The sequence below is a fragment of the Pseudomonas sp. KBS0707 genome (assembly GCF_005937945.2).
GTDB lineage: Bacteria > Pseudomonadota > Gammaproteobacteria > Pseudomonadales > Pseudomonadaceae > Aquipseudomonas > Aquipseudomonas amygdali.
Genome location: NZ_CP041754.1, coordinates 683,522 through 707,674, shown reverse-complemented (window position 1 = coordinate 707,674; position 24,153 = coordinate 683,522). Strand labels below are relative to the sequence as shown.

Genomic DNA, 24,153 nt, shown 5'->3' with positions numbered 1-24,153 from the left:
GCCAGGACTCCACTGTAAAAAAGGGGTCGCCAGCTTAGCACAGCGCCAAACGCTGCCTGGACGCATTGGAAAAATGCTTTTCGTAGGAAACGCGTAGGAATATTCGCAAATAGCTTCCTACACGTCTGGAAAAGCTGGTGAGAATGCAGGCGCAGCCGATACCTACAGGTATGCCATTTGGCCATACACCTTATTTCGGAAGTCACGCATGGTCGCAATAACTTTAACGCCCAAAGCAAACAGTCTCGACAAGCTGCTGCCCCATGCGGAACGCCGCCGCTGCCCCGCCAAAAGCAACATCATCAATGCGGGTGATCGTTCTGAGTCTCTGTTTCTGATCTTGAAAGGCTCAGTCACGGTTCTGATCGAAGATGACGAAAGACGCGAGATGATCGTCGCCTATCTCAACAGCGGGGATTTTTTTGGTGAACTGGGTCTGTTTGAGCAGCCGGGACGCGAATCCGTGCGCAGCGCATGGGTGCGAGCCAAGACCGAATGCGAAGTGGCCGAGATTTCATACGGCGCCTTCCGCGAGCTGACCCGCCAGGAGCCGGAAATTCTCTACGCTCTGGGCAGTCAGATGGCCGAGCGCCTGCGCAACACCACACGCAAGGTCGGTGATCTGGCGTTTCTCGATGTCACCGGGCGAGTAGCTCGCACGTTGCTTGAGCTGTGCAAGCAGCCAGATGCAATGACCCACCCGGACGGGATGCAGATCAAGATTACCCGCCAGGAGATCGGACGCATCGTAGGCTGTTCAAGAGAGATGGTCGGGCGCGTGCTCAAGGCCCTGGAAGAGCAGAGCCTGGTCAACGTCAAGGGAAAAACGATGGTGGTGTACGGTACGCGCTGAACCTCTGCCAGTCAGAGTTCAGCGAGTAGCTGCCGATAGGCCTGCGCCAGGCGAGGCAGAACGTCGACATCCGGAAACACTTCGTGCAAGGCAACGTGGCTTTCGGCCCGAATACGTGGCTCAAGCTCACAAAGCTCGTTGAAGCGGTTGACCGCTCCCGCCATCTGTACACGTTCATCATCCAGCAGCAATGCGCCGTGGGCCAACACCACAGGACGCGTTCCGCCCTGACTTTGCCGCCAGCGCTGTGCTGTTCCGACCATCTTGCGACCATCAAGGTTGACGTTGAAGCGGCCGTCACAGAATGCACCTGCCACTTCGCCCAATGAAGCCTGGCCGCCCAATTCGACCAGCAGGTCGAGCAGCGGCTGACACAAGCGCAGGTAGGCGGTTTCTATGCGGTCACGATCAACATCAGCAGCGGGCTGTGCATAGACCAGCGCGATATTCACCGTGGCAGAGGATTGTGGCACCGGCTCACCACCGGTTTCACGCAACAACACGGGCCATCCATTGTCAGCCAGAGTCTCGCTGGCCTCGACAAAACCCGGCAAGCGGCTCATGCGCCGCGGCATGACCAGCGCCCGATCAGTAGGTCGCCAGAACAGCAACCCATGATCGGCAGCGCCGGAGCACACAGCCGCCAGAAGGTCCTGCTCGGCCTGCAAGCCTTGTTCGGCGCAGATGTCGATGATCGAGTCTTGCATGCCGGACCTCAGCGTGGTGTTCAGTTCAGTCAGTCGATGGACGGGCCGCTCGCCGCAAGCTTGCGCTCCGGAAAGAACAGCCGCAGCAACTCGGCGCCCGGATGTTCGGCGCGCATGAAAGCCTCGCCCACCAGGAACGAATAGACATCGTTGATTTCCATCAGCTCGACATCCGCACGATTGAGAATGCCGCTTTCGGTAATGACCAAGCGATCACGCGGGATGCGCGGTAGCAACTCCAGCGTGGTTTCCAGGCTCACTTCAAAGGTGTGGAGGTTGCGATTGTTGACACCCACCAGCGGTGTATCAAGCGTCTTGAGTGCGCGCTCCAGCTCGTCGCCGTCGTGCACCTCGACCAGTACGTCCAGCCCGACACGCTTGGCAACGTCGGCCAGCTCAGCCATTTGCCCGTCTTCCAGTGCCGACACGATCAGCAGAATGCAGTCAGCGCCCAGCGCGCGAGCCTCGACCACTTGATAAGGATCGATCATGAAATCCTTACGGATCACCGGCAAATTGCACGCCGCCCGCGCTTCCTGAAGATAGGCATCGGAACCCTGAAAGAAATCGACATCAGTGAGCACTGAAAGACAGGTCGCGCCTCCCGCCTGATAACTTCTGGCGATCTCGCCCGGCAGAAAATTCTCCCGGATAACGCCTTTGCTTGGAGACGCCTTTTTGACTTCTGCGATGACGGCAGGCAGCTTCAACCTGGCCTGAGTGATCAGCGCGTTGGCAAAGCCACGTGGCGCATCGACGCTGGCGACCTGTTGTTCAAGTTCGGCGAGGCTGACAATTGCTCGACGGGCCGCAATTTCCTCGGCCTTTCGGACAAGAATCTTTTCCAGTACGGTTGGCACGCTCATGCTTCGTTCTCCTGTTTGAATACTGCCGTGAAGGCACCCAACTCTTCCAGCTTTTCCCGCGCAAGGCCGGTGTGCAGGGCATCGTGTGCCAAGGCCACACCCTCTTTCAGGCTGGTCGCATGATCGGCAGCATAGAGCGCGGCACCGGCATTAAGCACGATCATTTCCGCGGCTTTCTGCCCGTTCTCGGTCTTGCGTCGCCCAAGCGCATCACGAATCAGTTCCAGCGAAACTGCCGGACTTTCCACAGCGAGGCCATACAGACTCTGGCTTTTGATGCCCAGGTCTTCGGGCTGTACCCAGTATTCAGTCACTTCGCCATTTTTCAGCTCGGCAACGAAGGTCGGCGCGGCCAGACTGAACTCGTCCAGGCCGTCCTGCGAGTGCACCACCAGCACATGCTTACTGCCCAGCCGCAGCAGCACCTCGGCCAGCGGCCGGCACAACGCCTGATTGAACACACCGACGATCTGGTGGCGAACCCCGGCCGGATTGGTCAGCGGGCCAAGCATGTTGAACAGTGTGCGCAGACCCAGCTCGCGGCGCGGCCCGGCAGTGTGCTTCATGGCCGTGTGATGAGACTGGGCGAACATGAAGCCGATGCCCACGCTGTCGATGCAGCGAGCCACCTGAACAGGCGTAAGGTTCAGATAAACCCCGGCGGCTTCCAGCAGATCGGCGCTGCCGCTCTTGCCTGACACGGCGCGGTTGCCGTGTTTGGCCACCTTGCAGCCAGCAGCTGCGATGACAAAAGCCGACGCCGTGGACACGTTGAAAATATTTGCGCCGTCACCGCCAGTGCCAACGATGTCTACAACGCCATCCAGTGTTTTCAGCTCGACACTACTTGCCAGCTCACGCATGACCGAAACAGCACCGACGATCTCATCGATGGTTTCACTCTTCATGCGCATGCCCATCAGAAACGCACCGATCTGCGCTTCGGTGCATTGGCCGGTCATGATCTCGCGCATGACGTCGCGCATCTCGTCAGTGGTCAGGTCCAGCTGGTTGACCACGCGGTTCAGCGCGCTTTTGATGTTCATGGGGGTAGTCATAAAAAATCCTTAGCCCTGACGATGGCCGCCGCTCTGCTTGAGAAAGTTGGCGAACAGCTCGTGGCCCTGCTCGGTCAGAATCGACTCAGGGTGAAACTGTACCCCTTCCACGTTCAACGTTTTGTGACGCAGGCCCATTATCTCGTCAACCGAGCCGTCTTCCAGCGCAGTCCAGGCGGTCACTTCCAGGCACTCGGGCAAGGTATCGCTTTTTACCACCAGCGAGTGGTAGCGGGTTACCACCAGTGGATGATTAAGGCCTTCGAACACGCCGCCGTCCTGATGCACCACCGGGCTGGTTTTGCCGTGCATCACCTGACGCGCACGCACCACATCGCCACCAAAGGCCTGCCCGATGGACTGATGCCCCAGGCACACACCCAGAATCGGCAGTTTGCCCGCGAAATGTTTGATCACTTCAAGCGAGACACCGGCTTCATTGGGTGTGCACGGGCCAGGCGAGACCACGATGCGCTCGGGGTTCAGGGCTTCGATCTGTTCAATGGTCAGTTCGTCGTTACGAATGACTTTGACATCGGCCCCCAGCTCACCGAGGTACTGCACGACGTTGTAGGTGAACGAATCGTAGTTATCAATCATCAGCAGCATTTTTATATTAACCTTTTGAATTTGCTCACTTTTATTTGGCCTCTTGGATTTTCGTACCCGCTTTTGTACCCGCTACTATGTTTGCTTGGTAACGGTTGCGTTGCGTGCAGGTAATGGGAAATAAGCACAGGAGGCCGGAGTCGGCGGGTTGAAATGTCAGGTACGCCAACGCCAGCGGGCATGGGCCTTGATAACGCGCATCAAGAGTCTGCTGACCAACGTCACGGAGGGAGTCTCATTTGGAGGTTGCAGGACAGTATCGTACCCAATCCTACGGTGCAATATCATTGTACGATAGCAAAGCTGCGGATCTTAGGAGTGGCAGCCTCTCACTGATCTTTTTCTGTGCGCTAGAATTGATCACTCACTTCGGACAGTCCAAAGCTGATCAAGCCTTGTGGTGTAACTCTGGCTCATCATGTCGCGCCGCATGGCCCACTCAGGATTCGTAGGCACACTTCCCGTCCTAAGGGTCCCTCTGCCCCAGCGCGTATTGATCTCGTCCAGTACGCCCATCACCTTCTCGGCGGCGACCGGCTGCGAGGCCGCGAAAAGATCATCCGTAAATTCACCTGGCTGACGAAGGTCCAGTAGCAACACCTCCGCTTTGCTGTACTTGAAGCCCGGCCGGAACAGACGGTTGACCGCCTCGGTCGCGGCTTTCGTCATCAAGCGAACGTCGTTGGTGGGATACGGCAGTTCAACCAGCGCCCCATTGGCGTACTTGGCTTCTTCAGGGTTGAACATGCCGGTGCGGATGCTGACTCGGATCTTCTTGCACAGGGAACTCTGAGAGCGAAGCTTCTCGGCAGCACGTTGCGTATAGGTGGCCACCGCTTCTTTGATTGGCTCAATCGTAGTCAGCCGCTGACCAAACATTCGGCTGCAGCAGATCTCCTGCTTGGGGGGCGCGGCCTCGCCCAGCTCCAGGCATGGAGTGCCGGCCAACTCATGAGCTGTCTTTTCAATGACAACACTGAAACGGTCGCGCAAGGTGCGCGGATCGGCGTTGGCCAGGTCCATTGCGGTGCGGATGTTCATCGCCTCCAGGTGTGCTTTCATCTTCCTGCCCACGCCCCAGACCTCGGAAACTGCTGTGTTACGCAGCACCCAGTTGCGTTTATGCAGATCGCAGATATCGACGACACCACCTGTCTGAGCCAATAAGCGCTTGGCGGTATGATTCGCAAGCTTGGCCAGGGTTTTTGTAGGAGCGATGCCGACCCCGACAGGTATGCCCGTGCACTTGAGGACGGAAGCCCGTATGCGACGACCGAATGCTGTGAGATCCCCAGGGATGCCAGTCAAGTCCGCGAACGCTTCGTCAATACTGTAAACCTCAGTGGCGGGCACCATGGACTCGATGATCGACATCACGCGCTCGCTCATGTCGCCATAAAGCGCGTAGTTGCTGCTGAACACCTTGATCCCATTGCGGCGCAGCACCTCTTTGATCTGGAAATACGGAGCCCCCATTTTCACAAATGGCTTGGCGTCATAGCTGCGGGCGATGACACATCCGTCGTTGTTGCTGAGGACAACGATAGGAGTCTTTTCCAGGTCAGGACGGAAGACCCGCTCACAACTGCCAGTGCACCGGCCAAGCCACCCGCCGCGCCACCGTAGCCTTCCGCTTTCTCGTCTTGGGTCTCGGCGTTCTGATACGTGTCCAGAGCGAGCATGCCCGCATCCAGAAACTTCGCGCCGGGTACCATCTTGGCAACGCTACCTAGCTTGCCTGCTGCACCAGCCAACCGCGCCAGTCGGCCTGCAGGTACGGGAGGAGCTGGCGGTGTCGGAGGACGCGGAGGTCCTGCGCGTCGACCACCGGCACCGCCAGCAGCACCGCGCCGTCGACTGCGGCGGGATCGGCGTTGATCACCTGGCGTATCCGAACCACCACCAAACGCACTGGCGTTGACCACAAAGACCTTCTGCGGCTCAGAACTGCCGCCGCCCTTGGCACCGTCAGAGTCATTACCACCTTCACCAAACAGATCAAGGATCTTCAGGCCGGTGTCGACCGGATCAAAACCTGTCTTGCCGCTTTCCTCTGCATCGTCACCAGCATCGTCAGCGCCGCCCTTGCCGTCAGCATCAGCTTTGTCCTTACCCTTACCTTTTGCTTTGTCGTTGCCTTTGAACGCTTTGAGACCTGTTTCCAGCAATCCTTTGACCGCACCCACCTTCCCTTCAGGTTTATCGTCTTTGTCTCCGGAGTTGGTGACGTAGACTTTCTGCACCTTGTTCGGATCACCAGTCAGGGAGCCACGCCCCAGGTTGAGCAAGCCCTTGCCGATTTTGAACACACCGGCAGCCGACTTCAGCGCCAGCAGCCCAGTGCCTATCGACGCGATGGCCAGCACCACTGGCTTGGATGTGTCAGAAAGCGCAGTAAACTCTTTAGCCGTTGCAGTAATGCCCTTCGCAACCGCGTCAGTGACCGGACGTATCGCATCACCGATGCTGCGCATCGAATCGTTGACTGCCTGAAACGTCTCGGCCCAGATCTGCGACGATGCACCACGGCGCTCGGCCAGGTTTTTGTCGAGGATCCCCGAAGCGTTCTGTGAGTCTTTTTTCAGTTGCTCATACAACGCGCGATTTTGCGTGTAAGCGGTTAGTGCGGCCTTGACCTGCATGTCAGCAAACAGATCGCCAGTGCGTAGCGCCTGCTCCAACGAGTCGAGCATCTCCTTGGCTTTCGCCGGATCAGCCTCCTTACTGATCTTGGCCGTTGCCTCCTTCATTTTTTTGGCTTTTTCAGGGTCTGTCTTTTCGATGTACCGCTGGGCCAGCGCAAAGCTGGACTCCAGGGTTGACATGCCCTTTTGGATACCGGTGTTCAGCGATCCCTGATAATCGATACCGACGTCTTTGTACGACTTCACCACATCGGTGGAGCCGATCTTCTCCATCCAGTTCTTCAGGTTGTTGGCGGCCTCATCCGAACCACCGGCCGTTTTCATCTGGACCTGCAACATTGCGCCGAGCTGGCTCACCGAATCCATGCCGGTGACACCCAACTTGCCCATGCCCGCCAGCAACTGCGGAAACCAGCGAGCCATGTCGCTGGCTTCAAAGCTGAGTCAGTGGTACAGGCAGCACTGGGTGTGCTGAAGCCCACTGGCAACCCCTTCCTCGACCTATGTATTTGGAAAGGTCGCTTTCCCAGCCGTAAGGCACAGTTCTGCACCATGGAGTTGAAACGTGACCCGATGCTTGAGCAAGTAGTCCTTCCACTCCTTGGCAATGGCGACATGATTATGAGCTGGCAAGGGGTACGAGCCGACGAGTCGATCAATCGGCGGTATTTGCCCGAGTGCGATGAAGTCGGTGGAGGTCTGTTCAACTATCGGCCAATCCTCAAGTGGGATATACCAGCTGTGTTCGAAGCGCACCGCTACATGGGCATCAAACCGAACCCGCTCTACTCACAGGGAATGGGGAGGGTCGGATGCATGCCTTGCATCAACTGCCGCAAAGACGAACTCCGGGAGATCGCCCTACGTTTTCCAGAAGTGATTGACCGCATCGACCGCTGGGAAAGGATCACTCAGCAAGCTAGCAAAAGAGGCGCAGCCACATTTTTCGCCGGTTCCAACACGAAACATCCGAAAGGCTCCATTGCAAACATGAGCGCAGTCGAAGTGATGGAAATAGCAAGCATCCGCCAGGCAGTGGAGTGGTCCAAAACGGCACGAGGAGGTATCCAATACGATCTGATGATCGCTACAGACGCGACGGCCTGCTCCAGCGCTTATGGGCTGTGTGACTCGGGAGCTGATGGTTTTAACGATACGAACGTCCAGCTGGGGGAAGCCGCATGAGCGATCACGACATTGATATATTGATCAAACTCCCAGAGGTATGTCGGCAAGCTGGCTTCGGTAAATCGACAATTTACGAGCTCATCGCTGCTGGTACTTTTCCAGCTCCGACCAAACTTGGACGCTTTTCCCGCTGGTCACAAAAGGAAGTACAGGATTGGATTGAGCTACAGAAGCTCGCCAGATTTGCGGCTTGATCGCGCAATCAAAAGGCAGGTGAAGTGAGTAAAACCTGCCTTCTTTTTTTCATTCATAACCTCATGGGAAAGTTATGTCATAAGTTTTCTCGACTGCATCCAGAGCTTGATCTACGCTAAACTTACGATCATCAAACATATATGCCAGCTCTGTCCGTGAGTGATTGTGCGTGAGACCTGAACTGATGTAGCCACCTTCTTGGCTAACGCAAACACCGTTTATTTTGGCCAGCCCCCCTACCTGGCTTGCTACTTCTCTCACCGCAAGTCGCCCACCATATACACCCGCAATACCAGAGTTGACAACCTCATCAAAAACGTCAACCGGGCTAGTAGCTGTATCAAATAATTTTACGACACTCATCAATCACTCTCACTACCAAAAATATAGTTATCCCACCACTGCATTAGCGCTTTTCGTGCTGGGAGGTACGATGCATGATTATAGGCTGCCTTGCTTTTCTTTTGCTCGACATGCGCCAATTGAAATTCAATCACGTCACTAGACCATAGCTCAGATTCGTAAAGGTGAGTAGATGCAGTTGCACGAAAGTCATGACAATGCCAGCCTTTCAAATCCATATACTCAAGCGCGCGGTTTAATGTGGTAGCACTGATTGGTTCCTTCGGGTGACGCATTCCGGGAAACAGAAGGTTACCCGCTGTTATCTCACGAAGCTCACGCAGCAGAGCCAATGCGGACTCAGGCAGCGGAACCAAGTGAATCTTGCGCTTCTTCATGCGCCGGGCCGGTATCGTCCACAATGCAGCATCCAAATCGAATTCGGACCACTCAGCCAGACGCAGCTCAATGGTTCGCACAAATAAGATCGGCAAAAGGTAGAGCGCAATTACGGTTCTTCGATGACCACCGTAGGTTTTGACCGCCCTGAAGTACTCCCTCAGCTCTATCAGACTCATTGGGCGGCTATGATTGACCTCGTTCCGCCTGATAGCCCCTCTCACCGCTGACGCAGGATCAGAGTCCGCACGCAGGGTAGCCACGCCATAACAGAACACCGCAGAGATCCACTGCCTAACCATCAGCGCCAAGGTGGTGGCGTTACGACGGTCCATTGCAGTGATGATCTCCAATACCTGGGCAGCTGTAATTTCACGCAGGGGTAACCGACCTATTCTAGGGTAGACGTCGTTCACGAATGCCCGCTCGATCTGATCTCGGTACTTTTGAGTGCGCTGGGCCAGCCGCTTCTCAATCCACTCCTGCGACACGATCTTGAACGTATTACGATTTTCGGTCAGCTGCTGCGCCTTCTCGGTTTGCCGAACGTGCGCAGGATTCCGCCCCGACTTGACCAAATCCCTCGCTGCATCCCGCTCAGTCCGTGCGTCAGAAAGCGATACCTCGGGGTAGGCCCCAATGGCATAGGTGTTTTCTTTGCCTGCAAGACGAAACCTGTAGCGCCAGAGCTTGGAACCACCAGTAGTGACCTCAAGATAAAGGCCGCCACTGTCGGTCAGTTTAGAGGAGGTTTTGCCCGGCTTAGCCTGGCGGATCTTGAGGTCGGTAAGGGCCATGAGGGTATGCGGGGTATCCAGTATTCTATACCCGCAACCATACCCGCGTTTTATCTGGATGTCTCCGCACCACAACGGACAATAGCGGATGAATCAGTTAGCAAAACCGGCAACATCAGCGAAAAAACGGACGACGCCGGACAATGGCGGACGACTATCATAGTTATCAATCATCAGCAGCATTTTGCTATCAACCTTTTGATTTACTGACTTGATTCAGGCCTTCCGGATTCTGCTTCACTCATGCATCCCCTCGTCAGCCATAAGGCCGGGGGACGGAGAAAAACATCACAAAATCGAAGGCATACAGGTACGGGTCCGGCAGGGCCGGCAAGGAAATAGTCAGGCGCGCCAACGCCAACGGGCGTGAGCCTTGATAACGCGCATCAAGAGTTTGCTGACAGTCGTCACGGAAGGGGTCTCATCGGTACGTTTCGGGACATTAGCGTACCGAACCGACCGGTGCAATATGAATGTACCGGGCAAGACCGATTGAAAAGCCTGTAAAGGCTGAAAAGAGGGCCGCACCTCCTTGCGGAGGCGGGTTTCAGGCAGGGGCACGATGGCCAAAGGTGGGGTGCCGGAGGGAACATCAGTGCGCAATCTCGCGCACGTAGGCCTGGCAGGCCTTCAAAGCGATCAATCCCTGATCGCCGTAGTCGGTGATGGCGACAATTCGTCCAGCAGCCGCTGGGTCAAGTTCGCCTCGCGAGCTTCCATGAACCACGCCGCCGGAACCGGAGGCGGTTGGCATTCCATCGCCAGCGGTGGGGCTGGCAAGGAGGACTGACAGCCGCAAATCAGCGGTAGCCAGACGATCACGCAAGCGGGCCTGAGAAGTCTGTGCATCGCTCAGTTCCTTATGAATGGTTGTATCGTTATCTTGCAGACGGAGTTCCAGCGCCCGCCTTCGCGCTTGTTCAGCGTTCTGCCAGTCGACGACCGCCAGCGCCGCCTGCTCGCGCTCTTGCTGCCAAGCCAGCGTTTGCGTAGACAGTTGCAGACCATAGTGAGCCGCCTGCCACTGCCAGGCGGCCCATGTACCCAGCCCTGACCCCAGCACGAATGCGAGGATCAGGAATCGCATATCCAGCACTTTCACGGCAGCACCTCCAATGCCCGCTGGTAAAGCGCCTGCCGATCCGCCAGGCCGTTGGTACCGCCGTTGATGCGGCAGGTGATCATCAGAAAATCACCCTTGTCTGCCAGCGCATTGAGGTTGGCCCGGTCCCAGAACCATGCCGCCGACATGGCGGCATGCTCCGGCTGTTCAAGCAGTTGCGGCTGGCGCAACAAGTCCAGCCCCAGCGCCTCCCCGCACGCTTCGTAGTTAGCCCGCCCCGTCACCTGAATCAGCCCGCGCCCTCGGTACAGTTGACCGTCGCCATCTGCCTCTGGCGTGTTGCCCAGACGCAGCGCCAACTGCCCGGTGTCGTACTTGGCCAGATAGCTGTCGCTACCCAGCTCGCGCACATAACGAAGCTGCCCGGATTCATGCCCGATCTGAGCGATGAACCCAGCGATACGCAGGCGGGTGTTGATGGTGTAGCGGGCCATGGCGGTGTTGAGAGCAGGAACAAAAACGCCGGCTTTAGGGCCGGCGTTGGGGAGGATTTGTAGCAGTTGCTTTTCATTTATAGGCATTGGCCCTCCTAAGTAGCTTGCTTACATCCTAGGTCGACGAAGTTTTTCTGCTTCAAGCGCAATGCTCACTGCGGATAAAACAACGCCCCGTCAGTGCGGGGCGTTATCCAGCCATCGTCTTCTGAGCATCAGGCTCCGAGGCGCATTTGCAGCGCCTGCATTTTGCTGCTGGCCCTGGCGAGCACCACCGTGCCACGCACCAGCATGCGATTGAGTAAGCTCATGAGGTTGTTTCCTCGTCGATGGGCAACAGCCAGGAGTAAGCGTCCTGATTGACCTGCACCTTGCTGCGCTTGTTGGGGTCACCTGGCTCGGCCTGGAAACCTTCAGGCGGACCGACCACCAGTGTGGTGATCGTGCATTGGTCGCTCAGCGAGTAGGTCACGGCTGAAATCAGCATGTTGCGGCTTGTGAAACCGATGACCGGATCAATCACCCGGACCATGGTGTTGTGCCGCCAGAGCGCCCCGTTGGACTGCCGCCAGCCCTGGACCTTGTAGGTGGTGAGCAGTGCCTTGCCGGCCCGCTGACCACGCTCCCAATTGGCGCGACTCAGGGCGAGCTTCGGTGTGATCGGCGCATCCTCATGAACGACCAGTACGCGAAGACGCTTTTTATGCGCGGGGTCGTCATGCCGGTCATCCGTGACTTCTGCCGAGACCTCCGACGACTCCTTGCCGAACGTCTGGTCATTACCGGTCTGTTGACCAATGACCAGGTATTCGGAAAAAAGCCCGGAAAAGTCCCGCGCGATGACTGCGCTCAACACATTCTTGCCGAGTTCGAGCGCGTCTGCGCTCTGCCCGCGACTACCCGGCCTGGCCAGCACCACATTGCCGTATTCGTCATCGGTGGAAAAAATCCGGAACAGGGTCAGCAGCCGGTCAATGGACTTGAACACGGTTTCGGCAGGCTCGATGGTGTGATCGGCCATCTTCGAGGTCTCCGGTATTTCGCTGATCACCGACAAACCATAAGGAGCAGCCAGCGCTTCAACGATCTTCAACACCCCCACCTCCTTCCACTGGCTCGGCCTGTTGATGGCCGAGCAGTCGATAAGGTCGGCGGTTTTCGAGCGTCCGGAAATCTTTAGCGTGATTTGCTTGCCGTCATAGCTGATCGGCGCGGCAAACACCCAGCCGGTCAGAATCAACTCGCCGCCGATACGTACTTCGCACGCTGCGCCGGGCGTGATCGGATGCGAGATTTCAGTGCCCGGCCACTGCCAGGTAATGCTCACGTCAAAGCTGCGCGCCTGACGCTCGATCCCGGCAGAGATTTCCACCGACTTCCAGCCGGCATAGTCGTGCTCGTCAACCGTCAGGGTGACAACGTTAGGGTCGATCATGGGTCACTCCTGTGCGATCTTCAGCGTGCCTGGCGGTACGAAACCCGGGTGGGCCAGCCGATTGCGCTGCACCATTTCCTGCGCCCGGCTGGCGTCACCGAATCGGCGATAGGCCAGCACCAGCGCGGGCAAAGGCTCGGAGACCTTCATGTCCACCAGACGTACACCGGAGGCCGCCACCGCGTTGAGGTGCCTGATCAACGCCTGACGCAACGTGTTGAGCGCCAGGTAATGTTCGGGATCGGCTTTCAACGACGCTTCCCAGATGGCCGAACTCAGCGTGTCGCGCAGTTCGATGACGTCATCGGCAACCGGCACATCCACGCGTTGCAGGGCTTGCGTCACCTGCTGATCAAGCGAGGGCACCACGTTGAGCGGCGTGACCGTCGTCGCAATCGGCATGCTCGCGACGATTCTCGCCACCTTGACCAACAGCGCATCCTGAACCAGGTTGGCAGTGGCCTGAGCCGTCACACTGGTATCACGACCGCTGCCCTGGCTGACCAGATTGATACCGGACACCGCCTCTGCCTGTTGTGTGGCCTCGGAAATCACAGACCGGTAATCGACCGTTTCAACAGAAGACGCCCCACCGTTGCCGCTGGACCTTGATGCAATCCTGTTGGACGTGCCGCCGCTATTGCCGCTCGCGGAAGCGCTTGCTGAACTGCCGGTGACCGAGCTGCCGGAACTGCTGGTGCCGCTCGCTCTTCTGGCTCGTTGGCTGTCACCGTCGAAACTGGCGAAGAACGTGGTAAACAGCGTGCTGACCGTCAACGGCGCATTGACCAGCGAATGCACCAGCGCGGTGACATCCGAATAGATCGCCATAAACGGTACGAACTGCCGCTGAATGGTCGCGAACACACCCGACAGGGCGCTGCGCAGCGCCTGAATGTTGATACGTACCGCGTCCACTGTGGCCATCACCGAGCGGTAGCGCCTGAGCGCCGAATCCAACAGGCTCTCGGACGCGCCCAGCAACTGCCGTCGCGTATTGAGCGTCGACACGGGAAACTTGAGCGGGTTGGCCGGATAGAATTTCAGGTCCAGCCGGACGAGTCCGCCTTCGCTCAGGTTGTGTGTCACGCCGCACTCGCCAACCTGAACCTGCACGCGACCCAGCCAGGGATGTACCAGCTCGCCGGCACCTTCCTGCTCCAGTGCCTGCAGCAGTCTGTCTCGCTGTTCGAAACAGTCGGGACCGACAATGAACCCCGTCAGCGTATGAACTTTCGACTGTTTGCCCAGCGACTCGAAATAAGGCTCGTCGCGCTGTGGAAACTCATGCAACTGCCCCTTGCGGCCTGCCGGGACGACGGCTTTTTCAATGAAAAAACCGACGCCCCGAAAAGACGCTGGCAGCAGGCTGTCACGCCATGTACTCATGATCCGGCTCCTGCACCGAGGGTTCGATAACCGACGTTTGGCGATATCGTCAAACCCGGCTGGTTGGTTTGCACTTGTCCGGCGCGCATGCCCGGCGGCGCGTTTTCAAAGCGAATGTTGAGCTCGCCTTCAAGTCGCGGGCCGGCCCCGGCTGCGCCCTGTTGCAACAACAGGCTGCCGGGCGCTAGCGGGGTGGGTACGCCGAGCAATTGGCTGGTCGACGGCACGCCAGTGGCCTGATTGAGCAACTGCTGATTCATGCGAACGTTCTCGACGGCACCGGCCGCCAGAAACGCACCGGTCCCGCCGCCCGGCCCTGCGTTGCGTATCCGCTGTTCTTCCGCGAACTGATTGGCCTTCTCGGTTGCCCGCTGCAGCACGGTCTTATCAGTGTCGCCACCAAACCAGCTCATGATCGGTTCGATGAATGGCTTGATGTCCGCCCACAGACCTGCGAACCAGGTTTTGATCGGCTGCCAATTCTCGATGACCATGCCCAGCGGCGAAAAACTGAACAGCGTTGCCAGCACATCGGTAAACGGCTGCGCCTCGGCCTTGATGGTTTCCCATAGCCCGGCGAAGTACTCGGAGATTGGCTGCCAGTTGGCCACGACCATGCCCAACGGCGTCCAGGCGAACAGCGTCTGCAGGAAGTCGAAAAACGGGGTTGCCAGCGCCTTGATAACGTCCCAAAGCGCAGCAAAGAACTCGGACAGCGGTTGCCAGTTGGCGACGATCATACCGAGCGGCGTCCAGGCGAATACCGCCTTTAGTACGTCCCAAAGCGCCATGGCCGGCCCACGAATCGCTTCCCAGACAGCTTGAAAATAAGGCGCGACGGTCGACCAGTTGGCAATCAGAAGACCTGCCGCCAGCGCCAGGCCGCGCACGATCAGGGCCAGCGGTGACAGGCCCATCACCGCGCTAAGTACGCTCATGGCGGTCGTCGCGGTCATGACCGCAACTTGCAATACACCGAACGCAATCGCAGCGGCCACCACACCCTTGATCACGCCAGGGTGTTCGGCCGCCAGCGCGGCGACCTGAGAAATCATCGGCCCGATCACGGCCATTGCTTCGTTCATCGCCGGCAGAAACATACTGCCGATGTTGATGCCCAGACGATCGACACGGTTGGTCATCTCTTTGATGGCCGTGGTCTGCGAGTTGTCGGCGAATTCCTTCTCGATAGTGCCGCTGTTCTGCACGCCCTCGCCGACCTTGGCCAGGTTGGACCTGAGCACATCCAGATTGGCCAGCAGTGGCGTGATAGCACCCAGCGATTCCGCGCCGAACAATTGCGTGATGACATCCGACTGCTTGCCAGGGTCAACACTGGAGACCGCCGTCAGGACCTTTTCAATGGTCCCGGACGGGTCACTCTGCATGCCTTGGGTCAGCTGGTTGACGTCGAGCTGCAACGCCTCGAACGCCCCGGCTTTCGCCGCGCCCCCTTCGGTCAACGACTGCATGAATCGCTTCATACCGCTGGCGGCCACATCGGCCGGCACATCGACGCTGGCCAGCGTGGCGCCCATTGCCGCCAGTTGCCCGGAGGCCATGCCCGCAACCGGCCCAAGCGGGCCCATTGCAGTCACCATGGTGGCGATTTTCTTTTCTAGGTTGTTGCCGCCGAGCACGTTGATCTTCTCGGACAACGCCGCGACTTGCGGTTGGGCATCTGGAACGATGAGTGCCACGAGGCCATCATGTCGCCCGACTCGGCCGCCGTCTGATCGAATGCGACACCCATTTTCACGGCATCGCTGGCAAACCCGGTCAGTTCTTCACGCGGTACATTGGCCTTGGCACCGGCAGCAACAATCGCCGCGATGCCATTGGCGCTTTCCGGCAGCCGTTCACTGAGGTCCAGAATATCGGACCCCATCTGCTGGAACTGCTGCGGTGTTTCAAAGCTTACCGAGCGTTTCACGCCGGCCATGCTGGTCTCGAAACCGATCGCTGCCTTTACCCCGGCAATCAAAGGCCCCGCCAAAGCGTTGTCCGTGACTGCCTTGCCAAGGTCTATGGCCCCCAGACTGGTCTCGAGGCCTTTGACATTGTTGCGGATAGTTGCCAGCGTTGGAGACAGCTGGTCGACGCCGGTAATCAGCGTTCTGATAGTGTCTGCCATCACTCCCCCTGCAGGATCTGGTTGATGCGTTGCGCCTGCAAGATCGATTCGGTGATGACGTCCAGCTCCCTGGACATCATCAGTTCGGGATCGGTCTTCCAGAAGTACGCGAGGTCGTAAACGACGGCGATCAGTCCTTCAAGGTTGCTGATGCCGCTGCCATGAAAAAACTCGCAACCTTCCAGCTCAACGTATTGATGTCGCACAGGTCCATCTGATTGACCGACGAGGGCGGGATGCCGGCGCAGACGGCGATGTACTTCGCCGCCACGTCCAGATCCAGGGAAACTTCCTCGTTCTTGTCGATCCTGTACGGCAGAGCCTTGATGGCCCGCGCTTCCTGCGCCGTAGGGCGCCGGAAGGTCAGTTGCGAAAGGGTTTCGCCGTGCGCTTCGATCGGGCTGGCCAGGTCGATGACTTCACTCATTGCCAGCTCCCCTGATTGCCGTCGAATTGCAGTTCGATGGTGCCGTCGTCAGCCTTGCTGCTCGGCTCATCGACCAGGTAGGCGCCTGACAGGACGTAGGTCTTGCCGTTCTTGAACTCACAGGTGATGGTCATGTCCACACCGGTAGTGAGCAGCTTGAGCGGCAGATCCGCGGTATGCACGGCGGTGAATTTCAACCAGGCGGCCTTTTCGGTTTCCTTGTAGTAACCAGGCACGACGGTCTCGCGCTTGATGTTCATCAGAGGCGCTTCGCCGCCGCTGATGGTCAATTGGGTGCCATCCACTTTGATGTAGCAGGTACCCGCAACTTTCTGACCCATGTTGTTTATCTCCAGAATGAAAAAACCCGCACGAGGCGGGCTTGAAAGGGTTGGTTAGGCTTATGCCGCTTCGTCGTACTGCAAGCGGAACTGGTTGAGCAGCGCGAACACGCGCAGGCCGTTGATGTAGTCAGGCGGGAACATCACGTTCACGCGGCTTGGGTCATTGCCGTCACGCTCGACAATCAGGTGCTGGGCGAACGTTTCGGCGTTCTCCACATGACCCTCTTCTTCAAGACGTGCGTATTGCGCAATCAACTCGCCACGGATGGTGCTCGGCGTGATGATCGGCTGGGCGAGCTGATCACCGAGGGCGACCGCCGCCCAGTCGATACCGGCACTGATTCGCCCGGCAAAGCTCGGGCAGGTCGCCTGCAAGTGGGCAACTATCGGGGTTATCTTCATGAGGGGTTCCGCGTGTGTTGAAGGTTGATTGCGGCGTGGGAAACGCCTACTGGTTCGCCTTGCCCAACGCCTCATCAGCCTTGTCTGCAGCACGGCTGGCCGTGTGAGCGGCCTGATTGGCAATTGATGCAGCACTCTCGACCTTGTCTGCCGCCTGGGTGGTGGTTTCGGCCAGCCTGTCCAGGCGCCGGGCGCGCTTGCCCAGTGCTGCGTCGTAGGCATTGCGAACCTCGGCCAGCTGCTGCGTATGCTCGGCATTCGCCGACCACTGCCCGGCCTGAAAACCGAGCATCAGGCAGCCAGCGATCAGCAGCACGGAAATCAGCCAGACCTCCAGGCGCCGCCACCAATGGCGAGCGATGAAATCAATTGCGCATCTGTGCATCGTTTGCACCTCCGAGTTGGGATCGCAGCCGGGCTATTTCGGCGCTTTGCGTGGTGACCTTGTCGGTGAGTTGAACGATGTGGCTGGTGAGGGCTTCGATCTTGCCCTCCATCCGCCCAACCGCTGCGGCGAGCTCGTTGCGCTCCTTGGCGAACTGATCAGCCCGCGCTTCAGCCTCCTTGCGCGCCTGGCGCTCGGAGTCGAGCAGCTCATTGAGGCGGCGCACCGTACCGATGTCCGCGTTGTCCATCGCCCGGTCTGTTGCATCTCTGGAAAGAAACTTGCGCAGCCATAGAAAGCCGCCAAGCAGTATTGTGCCCGTGCCGCCCAGCCAGGTAGCTGTGCCTGGGCCTAGGTCGGTTGGGTCCATTGGTGCTCCGTAATAGGGTAGTGGACTCTCAAGGCCCTCGAAAATCGAAAGCCTGAATAAACTGGAAAGAGCCCCTTGATGCGGGGCTCCGTTGTTGGTTCAGAACGGAATGACTTGCACCGTCATGCTTGTGCATAACCCCACAGGGCAATGCGCTCGGCAAAGTACGGTGTGACCAGTGCGACGGTCTCCGCCTGATTGCTGGCCTCCAGGCTCATCTTTTCGCCATCGGTGCCTGGCCCTGTGACCCACAGTGTCACTGGCACTTTTTCCGCCTTCGCTTTATCGAGCAGGTTTTTCAGCGCGGTGCGACCGGCAGCCGTTGGCGGAATCCCTGTTTCGCCGATAAATGCGGCCATCTTGTTGGTCTTGGCATAGGTCAGAAACGGACCCACGATTTCATCGCGCAGAACGGTCGGCGAGATCAGGTCGTTGTTATTGGCGTAGGCACCGCTGGAGCTTTTATCGTAATCGCCGTAAGCATGGGCTTCCCAGACAATTGCATTGGCCGGGTCGACGATCTTCGACTGAAGGTTGGCAGAGACGGTGGCCCAGTTTCTGGCGCTTGCAAACTCAAGCCCACAAATGAACACCGGCTTTTTCGAGCTGTTGCGCAACGCCTGCAGCACGGTATTCATCGTGCTGATGTATAGCGCCTCAAGAGCAGGGAACGTAATGTAGTCCTTGGCACCCACCGTAGTATTCGAATACGGCTCGTTACCCAACCCCCAGCCCAACACCATCGGATCGTCGCATTCGGTGACCAGCTTCTGGTGAAAGTTGGCCAGGTGAACGGCGCTCCAGAAAGTGCCACTGACACCGTTCCCATCCTTGATCAATACCGACTCGGTTGCCTTCCAGCCGTTCTGATTACCGGCCTCCGCGGCAGGAAGAATGCGCCCGATCAGGTTCCCGTTTGCATCGGTTTCGTAGCGATGCAAACGCATGTAGTGGTGCGGATCAGGAATGATTCTGGCCTCGCCAATGGAGTCTTCACGAATCCAGCCAAGCATTTCTTTCCAGCGCTTCACGAAGTCGGTATTCAGGTTCGCCCCTTGACCTGGCAGGCCGTCCAGAGTCGACAGTTGAATAGCGCGCTGAAGTTCGAACGGGAAACGGATCAGACGCACGCCCCGATTCTTGACCCAGGTAGTGATGGTTCCACGATTGGGCCACTGATAATGAGTCCCTGCCTCGCCAGGCACGATCTGCCCGGCGTTAGCCACTGAACCCAGGTTGATACCTACCAGCGGAATATTCTTGAGCTGGCTGACAGCAGAACTGCTATTGGACATGATTAATACCTCTGATTAGCACCGCGAGGCAGCAACGACGCTGCTGTACCTCTGTCGCTCAACGGCGATAACTCGAGGCGCGCGGCCTTCACATGATTCAACGTTCCGCAGCGGGAACATTTGATCTGGAGCTCTGTGTACTCACCCATGCGGGCCAGCAGTTTCTTGCACTGCCCGCATCGAAAGTCCTTCAACATTTGCACTGGCCTCCGTGTGCCTGACCCAATGAAAAACCCCGCCGAGGCGGGGTTTGAGATGGGTCGCGAGTGACCGGTTGTGGCTGTTGTTCAGCCTGTTTCCGGCTGCTGCCCTGAGGCGCAAATCGCATATCGTGGGACCTTTTTACCCCCCTCCGGAAAGGCTGGGAAGGGGCAGTTTCGGGGTGGGTCGAGTTTGACCGGAGTTCAACACGAGTTCGGCCACAGCTGTGCAATCGACCCGGATAAACGGCGTAAAACCGTGTCTTCGTTCAGCCCTGTGCAGCTTTGTTGGCGACGGCGTTGTTGCTTCTGGAAGCGCTGCGCTCAGCGAGAATTGCCAGCACTTGCTGGTGAAGCTTGTTGATCCAGTTGCGATAGGTGCGGTCTGCGCCTTCATTGATGCCCACCAGACGCATCTGCTCGCGCACCGGCAACGACTCGACATAACGCAATGTCGCCAGTTGCGCCAGTTCAGGCCCGCGGCTCTTTGCAGGGCTGCGCGAAAGCTGCGCCACAGCCGCCTCGACTTCGCTGCTTATATAGTCCAGGCCGCTGCCATTACCCACCAGTGCGCGCGAGCCGGGTGTGCGACGCGGAATGTACGCGCCCCACTCCATGATCCCGGCCATCGGGCTGCTCAGTCCGCCGCCCAGGCCAATGCGCATGCGCTGTTCCCCCCAATGCTGCATCACGGCTTCTATTTTCTCGATCATCGTGTCTCTCCTGTAGGACCTTTCTGAAACGCTGCGCAACGTCTTTCGCTGCGCAGAACCAAGGCCTTACAATACATTTTGTATTTTTATGAAACAACGAAGCATTACATTATGTATATTGCTCAACACCCTACAGCCTGTATGATTCGACGCATGAACAGAAAATGGTATGAAGTCGCAAGACAGGTCATGGAAACCCAGCAGATCAGCCAGGAAGAGATGGCTGAGCGGATGGGCGTGACGCCCGGCGCGGTAGGGCATTGGCTGAATGGCAAGCGTGAGCCGAAGATCGAGGTTATCAATCGGTTCCTGACCGAGCTCGGCCTGCCGATTCTCACCACCTCCATTCCGGCCAGCGAGCCCGGCATGCACAACGTGGAGCCCACGGTGCAGCCCTCGCGTTTCTATCGCTATCCGGTCATCAGCTGGGTAGAGGCCGGTGGCTGGAGTGAAGCCGTCGAGCCCTACCCTGCTGGCTATTCGGACACCTTCGAGATCAGCGACTATAAAGCCAAGGGCAAAGCCTTCTGGCTGGTGGTCCGTGGCGATTCGATGACCGCACCCGCAGGCCAGAGCATTCCTGAAGGCATGTTGATTCTGGTCGACACCGGAATCGAGCCCACTGCCGGCAAGCTGGTCATCGCCAAACTGCCGGAAAGTAACGAGGCCACGTTCAAAAAACTGGTCGAAGACGCCGGACGCTACTTTCTCAAGCCGTTGAACCCCGCCTACCCGACCCTTGCGGTGACCGAGGAGTGCAAACTGATCGGTGTCATCAGGCAGATGACGATGCGTCTCTGACCCCCGGCATGCCACGTCCAAGCCCCGATAACCGGGGCTTTTTCATGCGCCACTGTTTCGTCCCGGGCAGGTGTCCGTGTAGGAAACATTTGTAGCTTGCGTGAGAAACACCCCTCAATTACTGTATGCACATACAGTAAAAAGGAGTTCACTCATGCTCAAGCAGTTCCCCGACACCTCGCAACATGACGCTTACCTGGCCTTGGCACAGCGCATTCAGGACGCTATCACCGGTGACAAGGCGCAGATCGAGCATCAGGTCCTGCTGATCAGGGAGCCTGGCGAATCGGTGGCTCACTGGGAGCGCATCATGGATCAGATCAGCGAGGCCGAAGGTATCAGCGTGACCCGCAACCCTGAAAACGGCACTGCTCGCGTGTCCTGGTACATCGATTCCCTGTGAGACGAGAAATACAAATCGTATTTAAGATACAAACTGTATTGTCACGAAGCGCTACATATCGTATTGTTTGTCTGCACCCCATCGCGGGAGTACTCACATGCAAACCACAGGGAGTCATGGAATGAACGAAATACTGGATCAACTTCGCAAAGAATTCGCCACGCCGTGCCCTTCACTGAGCGCCGTCCGAGAGCGTTATTTTTCGCACCTGTCGAACGACAGGAATCTGCTGCGCAAGATCAACGCAGGACGCATCGACTTGAAGGTCAGCCGCACAGGCGGCAGTCGTCAGGGTCACCCCTTCGTGTACCTGCATGACCTGGCCAAATACCTGAGCGCCATCGTGACCAACAGGGCAGCCTGAGGTCAAAAAAGCACCGCCGTAGCGCGATAATGTTCATCGAACTTTGCAGTCATGAAAAATCTTGCTACGTTTCCGGTACAAAACAAAAACAATCGGGATCCGTTCATGACCAAGACATCGAGGCGCTGGCCCTTCGCGGCCTGCCTGTTATCGCTTGCCTGCGGCACCGCTGCTGCCGCGCCCTATTCGACCATGGTGGTGTTCGGTGACAGTCTGGCCGATGCCGGGCAGTTTCCGGATACCGCAGGGCCCAGGGGCTCTACGTTAAGGTTCACCAATCGTGTCGGCCCCACGTATCAGGACGGCAGCGGTGAAGTGTTCAATCTGAACTCATCGACGCTGATTGGCAGAATGCTCGGTGTTCCGGCAGGAGATCTGGCGGCCTCCACGTCGCCAGTCAATGCTGCGTTGGGCGCCTCGGATGGCAATAACTGGGCAGTCAGCGGCTATCGGACCGACCAGATTCTTGAGTCGATCAACTCGCAATCCACCTTTGTCGACCCGAACACAGGCACACTGCTGCGCAGCCGGACCGGCTACCTGCCCGCAAACGGTTTTCGCGCCGACCCCAATGCGCTTTATTACCTGACCGGAGGCGGCAACGACTTCCTGCAGGGTCGCGTGGTGAGTGCCAGCAGCGCAGCGCAAGCCGCCAATCAGCTGGCTGACAGCGCGCAAGCCCTGCAACAGGCCGGTGCGCGCTACATCATGGTCTGGTTGCTGCCGGACATCGGTAAAACGCCAGCCTTGAGCGGTTCGCCACTGGCTTCGGCCACCTCGGCACTCAGCGCGGGCTTCAATCAGCAACTGGTCAGCCGACTGGCGCAGATCAATGCGCAGATCATTCCACTGAATGTTCCATTGCTGATCAATGAAGTCCTCGCTGAACCGGCACGCTTCGGGTTCGATCCCAACGAGAACCTGGTCAGTACCTGCTTCAGTGGCGACAGCTGCACAGAAAGCGCAGCCAACGGCAGGTCCAGCGCGACGCCGAATCCGAGCCGAGTGTTTTTCAACGACCGCGTCCACCCGACGGAAGCCGGACAACGACTGCTGGCCGACTACGCCTATTCGTTGCTCTCGGCCCCATGGGAAATAACCCTTTTGCCGGAGATGGCCAATGGCACGCTGCGGATGCATCAGGACGAGATTCGCGCGCAGTGGCTGAGCGACTGGGGCAACTGGCAAGGTGTCGGCCAGTGGCAGAGCGTGCTTGCGGCGGGTGGTCAGAAAATGGACTTCGACGCGCAGGACAGCTCGGCCGATGCTGATGGAAGAGGCTACAACCTGACCATCGGCGGCAGCTACCGATTTGCCGAAAACTGGCGCACTGGCGTTGTTGCCGGAGCGTATCGGCAGAATCTTGAGGCAGGCCCCAAGGACTCGGACTACAAGCTCAACAGCTACATCGCCACCGCGTTTCTGCAGTATCAGGCCAACCATTGGTGGGGTGATCTGGCGGTTTCAGGCGGCAAGCTGGACTACGAAAATGCCGAGCGCAAGTTCGCGCTGGGCGTCAGCGAAGGTCAGGAAAAAGGCGATACCGACGGTGAGATGTGGGCGGCCAGCGGTCGAGTCGGCTTCGACATCGCGGGGGCTTCCAGCCGCTGGCATCTGTCGCCTTTTGTCAGCGCCGACTACGCGCACATCGATGTCGATGGCTACTCGGAAAAAGGTGATCGCTCGACGGCACTGACCTTCAGCGACCAGACCCGCAAGTCGCGGCGTGCAGGCGTGGGTGTGCAGGGCAAGTTCCAGGTGACACCGAGCACACAGGTATGGGGAGAAGTTGCCCATGAACGGGAGTTCGAGACCGATCAGCAGGACGTGACCATGGCGCTCAACAGCGTCCAGTCAGTGGGTTTCACGCTGGAAGGTTACACACCGCAACGCGACCTGAACCGGGCAACGCTGGGCGTCAGCCAGAAGCTGACTCAAGACCTGACACTGCGCGGCAACTACAACTGGCGCAAGAACGACGACGTGACCCAGCAAGGGGTGAATGTTGCGTTGAGTATGAGTTTCTAGAGAGTCCGCTGGGCAGCCTCACTATCGTGCGTGGCGCTTTTTCGGGGTTTCACTATCGTGCGACGCTCCGCGTCGCATGCCTTTCTGGACGCTCTGCGTCCTATCCTGAGAACTGCGGCGCGGCGCAAATCTGTGACGCGGAGCGTCACCCACGGCATTCCCACGCTGGAGCGTGAGGAACGATGATCCAACGATAATCTCGGCTATCGTGCGACGCTCCGCGTCCTCTCCTGAGAACTGCGGCGCG

The 24,153-nt window shown here is 58.1% G+C and carries 24 protein-coding genes and 5 pseudogenes; 7 read left to right on the top strand and 22 right to left on the bottom strand.

Going from position 1 to position 24,153, the window contains the following annotated elements; translation table 11 throughout:
- Positions 1–208: 208 nt before the first annotated feature.
- Positions 209–853: a cAMP-activated global transcriptional regulator CRP gene (crp, locus tag FFH21_RS03355; protein ID WP_004660759.1), complete on the top strand. Its 645-nt coding sequence runs from the start codon at positions 209–211 to the stop codon at positions 851–853.
- A gap of 11 nt (positions 854–864) precedes the next feature.
- Here crp and FFH21_RS03350 read toward each other — a convergent pair whose 3' ends face one another.
- From FFH21_RS03350 to FFH21_RS03325, 6 genes and pseudogenes are all read right to left on the bottom strand, one after another.
- Positions 865–1,560: a lipoate--protein ligase family protein gene (locus FFH21_RS03350; RefSeq protein ID WP_011167626.1), complete on the bottom strand. Its 696-nt coding sequence runs from the start codon at positions 1,558–1,560 to the stop codon at positions 865–867.
- A 29-nt stretch (positions 1,561–1,589) separates the two neighbouring features.
- Positions 1,590–2,426, bottom strand: coding sequence for an indole-3-glycerol phosphate synthase TrpC (trpC, locus tag FFH21_RS03345; RefSeq protein ID WP_004663832.1), 837 nt, complete (start codon positions 2,424–2,426; stop codon positions 1,590–1,592).
- Positions 2,423–3,472, bottom strand: a complete 1,050-nt coding sequence (gene trpD / locus FFH21_RS03340) for an anthranilate phosphoribosyltransferase (RefSeq protein ID WP_011167625.1) — start codon at positions 3,470–3,472, stop codon at positions 2,423–2,425. The genes trpC and trpD overlap by 4 nt, the downstream gene beginning before the upstream one ends.
- 21 nt (positions 3,473–3,493) lie before the next feature.
- Positions 3,494–4,093: an aminodeoxychorismate/anthranilate synthase component II gene (locus FFH21_RS03335; protein ID WP_002551940.1), complete on the bottom strand. Its 600-nt coding sequence runs from the start codon at positions 4,091–4,093 to the stop codon at positions 3,494–3,496.
- Positions 4,094–4,453: 360 nt separating this feature from the next.
- Positions 4,454–5,680: pseudogene (umuC, locus tag FFH21_RS03330) on the bottom strand (translesion error-prone DNA polymerase V subunit UmuC); the annotation flags it as partial.
- Positions 5,680–7,179, bottom strand: a pseudogene (locus FFH21_RS03325) (phage tail tape measure protein); the annotation flags it as partial. The pseudogenes FFH21_RS03325 and umuC, both read right to left, overlap by 1 nt.
- Positions 7,180–7,290: 111 nt before the next feature.
- On the opposite strand from FFH21_RS03325, the gene FFH21_RS03320 reads away from it, so the two are divergent.
- On the top strand, positions 7,291–7,923 hold the full coding sequence (locus FFH21_RS03320) for a phosphoadenosine phosphosulfate reductase family protein (protein WP_081002664.1): 633 nt from the start codon (positions 7,291–7,293) through the stop codon (positions 7,921–7,923).
- Complete coding sequence (locus FFH21_RS03315; RefSeq protein WP_011167621.1) at positions 7,920–8,120, top strand: AlpA family transcriptional regulator; 201 nt, start codon at positions 7,920–7,922, stop codon at positions 8,118–8,120. The genes FFH21_RS03320 and FFH21_RS03315 overlap by 4 nt, the downstream gene beginning before the upstream one ends.
- Positions 8,121–8,181: 61 nt before the next feature.
- Here the strand turns inward: FFH21_RS03315 and FFH21_RS03310 are convergent, their stop codons facing one another.
- From FFH21_RS03310 to FFH21_RS03220, 16 genes and pseudogenes are all read right to left on the bottom strand, one after another.
- Positions 8,182–8,484 carry a hypothetical protein gene (locus FFH21_RS03310; RefSeq protein ID WP_041924422.1) on the bottom strand — a complete coding sequence of 101 codons (303 nt, stop codon included), beginning with the start codon at positions 8,482–8,484 and terminating at the stop codon, positions 8,182–8,184.
- Positions 8,484–9,659: an integrase arm-type DNA-binding domain-containing protein gene (locus FFH21_RS03305; protein WP_011167620.1), complete on the bottom strand. Its 1,176-nt coding sequence runs from the start codon at positions 9,657–9,659 to the stop codon at positions 8,484–8,486. The genes FFH21_RS03310 and FFH21_RS03305 overlap by 1 nt, the downstream gene beginning before the upstream one ends.
- Positions 9,660–10,251: 592 nt before the next feature.
- On the bottom strand, positions 10,252–10,761 hold the full coding sequence (locus tag FFH21_RS03295) for a lysis system i-spanin subunit Rz (protein WP_004660754.1): 510 nt from the start codon (positions 10,759–10,761) through the stop codon (positions 10,252–10,254).
- A complete protein-coding gene (locus FFH21_RS03290; RefSeq protein WP_004660753.1) occupies positions 10,758–11,303 on the bottom strand; it encodes a glycoside hydrolase family 19 protein in 546 nt (181 codons plus the stop codon). The genes FFH21_RS03295 and FFH21_RS03290 overlap by 4 nt, the downstream gene beginning before the upstream one ends.
- 131 nt (positions 11,304–11,434) lie before the next feature.
- Positions 11,435–11,527, bottom strand: a pseudogene (locus FFH21_RS03285) (phage baseplate assembly protein V); the annotation flags it as partial.
- Complete coding sequence (locus tag FFH21_RS03280; protein WP_011167617.1) at positions 11,524–12,651, bottom strand: phage baseplate assembly protein; 1,128 nt, start codon at positions 12,649–12,651, stop codon at positions 11,524–11,526. The gene FFH21_RS03280 and the pseudogene FFH21_RS03285, both read right to left, overlap by 4 nt.
- A 3-nt stretch (positions 12,652–12,654) precedes the next feature.
- Complete coding sequence (locus tag FFH21_RS03275) at positions 12,655–14,040, bottom strand: DNA circularization protein (protein ID WP_011167616.1); 1,386 nt, start codon at positions 14,038–14,040, stop codon at positions 12,655–12,657.
- A pseudogene (locus FFH21_RS03270) lies at positions 14,037–16,174 on the bottom strand (phage tail tape measure protein). The gene FFH21_RS03275 and the pseudogene FFH21_RS03270 overlap by 4 nt, the downstream one beginning before the upstream one ends.
- A gap of 130 nt (positions 16,175–16,304) precedes the next feature.
- Positions 16,305–16,601 (bottom strand): phage tail assembly protein, encoded by a 297-nt coding sequence (locus FFH21_RS03260; RefSeq protein WP_002551918.1) that lies wholly within the window; start codon positions 16,599–16,601, stop codon positions 16,305–16,307.
- Positions 16,598–16,942, bottom strand: a complete 345-nt coding sequence (locus tag FFH21_RS03255) for a phage tail tube protein (RefSeq protein ID WP_011167615.1) — start codon at positions 16,940–16,942, stop codon at positions 16,598–16,600. The genes FFH21_RS03260 and FFH21_RS03255 overlap by 4 nt, the downstream gene beginning before the upstream one ends.
- Positions 16,943–17,002: 60 nt before the next feature.
- Positions 17,003–17,236: pseudogene (locus FFH21_RS03250) on the bottom strand (phage tail sheath C-terminal domain-containing protein); the annotation flags it as partial.
- A 157-nt stretch (positions 17,237–17,393) separates the two neighbouring features.
- A complete protein-coding gene (locus FFH21_RS03245) occupies positions 17,394–17,732 on the bottom strand; it encodes a hypothetical protein (protein ID WP_011167613.1) in 339 nt (112 codons plus the stop codon).
- On the bottom strand, positions 17,713–18,102 hold the full coding sequence (locus FFH21_RS03240) for a hypothetical protein (protein WP_003411734.1): 390 nt from the start codon (positions 18,100–18,102) through the stop codon (positions 17,713–17,715). The genes FFH21_RS03245 and FFH21_RS03240 overlap by 20 nt, the downstream gene beginning before the upstream one ends.
- A gap of 122 nt (positions 18,103–18,224) precedes the next feature.
- Positions 18,225–19,397: a cellulase family glycosylhydrolase gene (locus FFH21_RS03235; protein WP_011167612.1), complete on the bottom strand. Its 1,173-nt coding sequence runs from the start codon at positions 19,395–19,397 to the stop codon at positions 18,225–18,227.
- Between the two features lie 2 nt (positions 19,398–19,399).
- Positions 19,400–19,594, bottom strand: a complete 195-nt coding sequence (locus FFH21_RS03230; RefSeq protein ID WP_004644430.1) for a Com family DNA-binding transcriptional regulator — start codon at positions 19,592–19,594, stop codon at positions 19,400–19,402.
- 272 nt (positions 19,595–19,866) lie between these two features.
- Positions 19,867–20,310 (bottom strand): hypothetical protein, encoded by a 444-nt coding sequence (locus FFH21_RS03220; RefSeq protein WP_004642425.1) that lies wholly within the window; start codon positions 20,308–20,310, stop codon positions 19,867–19,869.
- A 189-nt stretch (positions 20,311–20,499) separates the two neighbouring features.
- On the opposite strand from FFH21_RS03220, the gene FFH21_RS03215 reads away from it, so the two are divergent.
- From FFH21_RS03215 to estP, 4 genes are all read left to right on the top strand, one after another.
- The gene (locus FFH21_RS03215) at positions 20,500–21,111 is read left to right on the top strand and encodes a LexA family transcriptional regulator (protein WP_004663805.1); all 612 of its coding nucleotides are present in this window, start codon (positions 20,500–20,502) and stop codon (positions 21,109–21,111) included.
- 154 nt (positions 21,112–21,265) lie between these two features.
- A complete protein-coding gene (locus FFH21_RS03210; RefSeq protein WP_004642420.1) occupies positions 21,266–21,514 on the top strand; it encodes a DUF1654 domain-containing protein in 249 nt (82 codons plus the stop codon).
- A 121-nt stretch (positions 21,515–21,635) separates the two neighbouring features.
- A complete protein-coding gene (locus tag FFH21_RS03205; protein ID WP_004643929.1) occupies positions 21,636–21,878 on the top strand; it encodes a pyocin activator PrtN family protein in 243 nt (80 codons plus the stop codon).
- Positions 21,879–21,983: 105 nt separating this feature from the next.
- The gene (estP, locus tag FFH21_RS03200; RefSeq protein WP_011167609.1) at positions 21,984–23,906 is read left to right on the top strand and encodes an esterase EstP; all 1,923 of its coding nucleotides are present in this window, start codon (positions 21,984–21,986) and stop codon (positions 23,904–23,906) included.
- Positions 23,907–24,153: the final 247 nt, after the last annotated feature.

Excerpts from the sequence above, each read along its gene's own strand:
- trpC (WP_004663832.1), bottom strand. The coding sequence starts at position 2,426 with ATGAGCGTGCCAACCGTACTGGAAAAGATTCTTGTCCGAAAGGCCGAG.
- estP (WP_011167609.1), top strand. The coding sequence starts at position 21,984 with ATGACCAAGACATCGAGGCGCTGGCCCTTCGCGGCCTGCCTGTTATCG.
- FFH21_RS03260 (WP_002551918.1), bottom strand. The coding sequence starts at position 16,601 with ATGAGTGAAGTCATCGACCTGGCCAGCCCGATCGAAGCGCACGGCGAA.
- FFH21_RS03335 (WP_002551940.1), bottom strand. The coding sequence starts at position 4,093 with ATGCTGCTGATGATTGATAACTACGATTCGTTCACCTACAACGTCGTG.
- FFH21_RS03310 (WP_041924422.1), bottom strand. The coding sequence starts at position 8,484 with ATGAGTGTCGTAAAATTATTTGATACAGCTACTAGCCCGGTTGACGTT.
- FFH21_RS03320 (WP_081002664.1), top strand. The coding sequence starts at position 7,291 with ATGGAGTTGAAACGTGACCCGATGCTTGAGCAAGTAGTCCTTCCACTC.
- FFH21_RS03205 (WP_004643929.1), top strand. The coding sequence starts at position 21,636 with ATGAACGAAATACTGGATCAACTTCGCAAAGAATTCGCCACGCCGTGC.
- FFH21_RS03220 (WP_004642425.1), bottom strand. The coding sequence starts at position 20,310 with ATGATCGAGAAAATAGAAGCCGTGATGCAGCATTGGGGGGAACAGCGC.
- FFH21_RS03215 (WP_004663805.1), top strand. The coding sequence starts at position 20,500 with ATGGAAACCCAGCAGATCAGCCAGGAAGAGATGGCTGAGCGGATGGGC.
- crp (WP_004660759.1), top strand. The coding sequence starts at position 209 with ATGGTCGCAATAACTTTAACGCCCAAAGCAAACAGTCTCGACAAGCTG.
- FFH21_RS03235 (WP_011167612.1), bottom strand. The coding sequence starts at position 19,397 with ATGTCCAATAGCAGTTCTGCTGTCAGCCAGCTCAAGAATATTCCGCTG.
- FFH21_RS03240 (WP_003411734.1), bottom strand. The coding sequence starts at position 18,102 with ATGGACCCAACCGACCTAGGCCCAGGCACAGCTACCTGGCTGGGCGGC.
- FFH21_RS03245 (WP_011167613.1), bottom strand. The coding sequence starts at position 17,732 with ATGCACAGATGCGCAATTGATTTCATCGCTCGCCATTGGTGGCGGCGC.
- FFH21_RS03210 (WP_004642420.1), top strand. The coding sequence starts at position 21,266 with ATGCTCAAGCAGTTCCCCGACACCTCGCAACATGACGCTTACCTGGCC.
- trpD (WP_011167625.1), bottom strand. The coding sequence starts at position 3,472 with ATGAACATCAAAAGCGCGCTGAACCGCGTGGTCAACCAGCTGGACCTG.
- FFH21_RS03230 (WP_004644430.1), bottom strand. The coding sequence starts at position 19,594 with ATGTTGAAGGACTTTCGATGCGGGCAGTGCAAGAAACTGCTGGCCCGC.
- FFH21_RS03350 (WP_011167626.1), bottom strand. The coding sequence starts at position 1,560 with ATGCAAGACTCGATCATCGACATCTGCGCCGAACAAGGCTTGCAGGCC.
- FFH21_RS03305 (WP_011167620.1), bottom strand. The coding sequence starts at position 9,659 with ATGGCCCTTACCGACCTCAAGATCCGCCAGGCTAAGCCGGGCAAAACC.
- FFH21_RS03290 (WP_004660753.1), bottom strand. The coding sequence starts at position 11,303 with ATGCCTATAAATGAAAAGCAACTGCTACAAATCCTCCCCAACGCCGGC.
- FFH21_RS03315 (WP_011167621.1), top strand. The coding sequence starts at position 7,920 with ATGAGCGATCACGACATTGATATATTGATCAAACTCCCAGAGGTATGT.
- FFH21_RS03275 (WP_011167616.1), bottom strand. The coding sequence starts at position 14,040 with ATGAGTACATGGCGTGACAGCCTGCTGCCAGCGTCTTTTCGGGGCGTC.
- FFH21_RS03280 (WP_011167617.1), bottom strand. The coding sequence starts at position 12,651 with ATGATCGACCCTAACGTTGTCACCCTGACGGTTGACGAGCACGACTAT.
- FFH21_RS03255 (WP_011167615.1), bottom strand. The coding sequence starts at position 16,942 with ATGGGTCAGAAAGTTGCGGGTACCTGCTACATCAAAGTGGATGGCACC.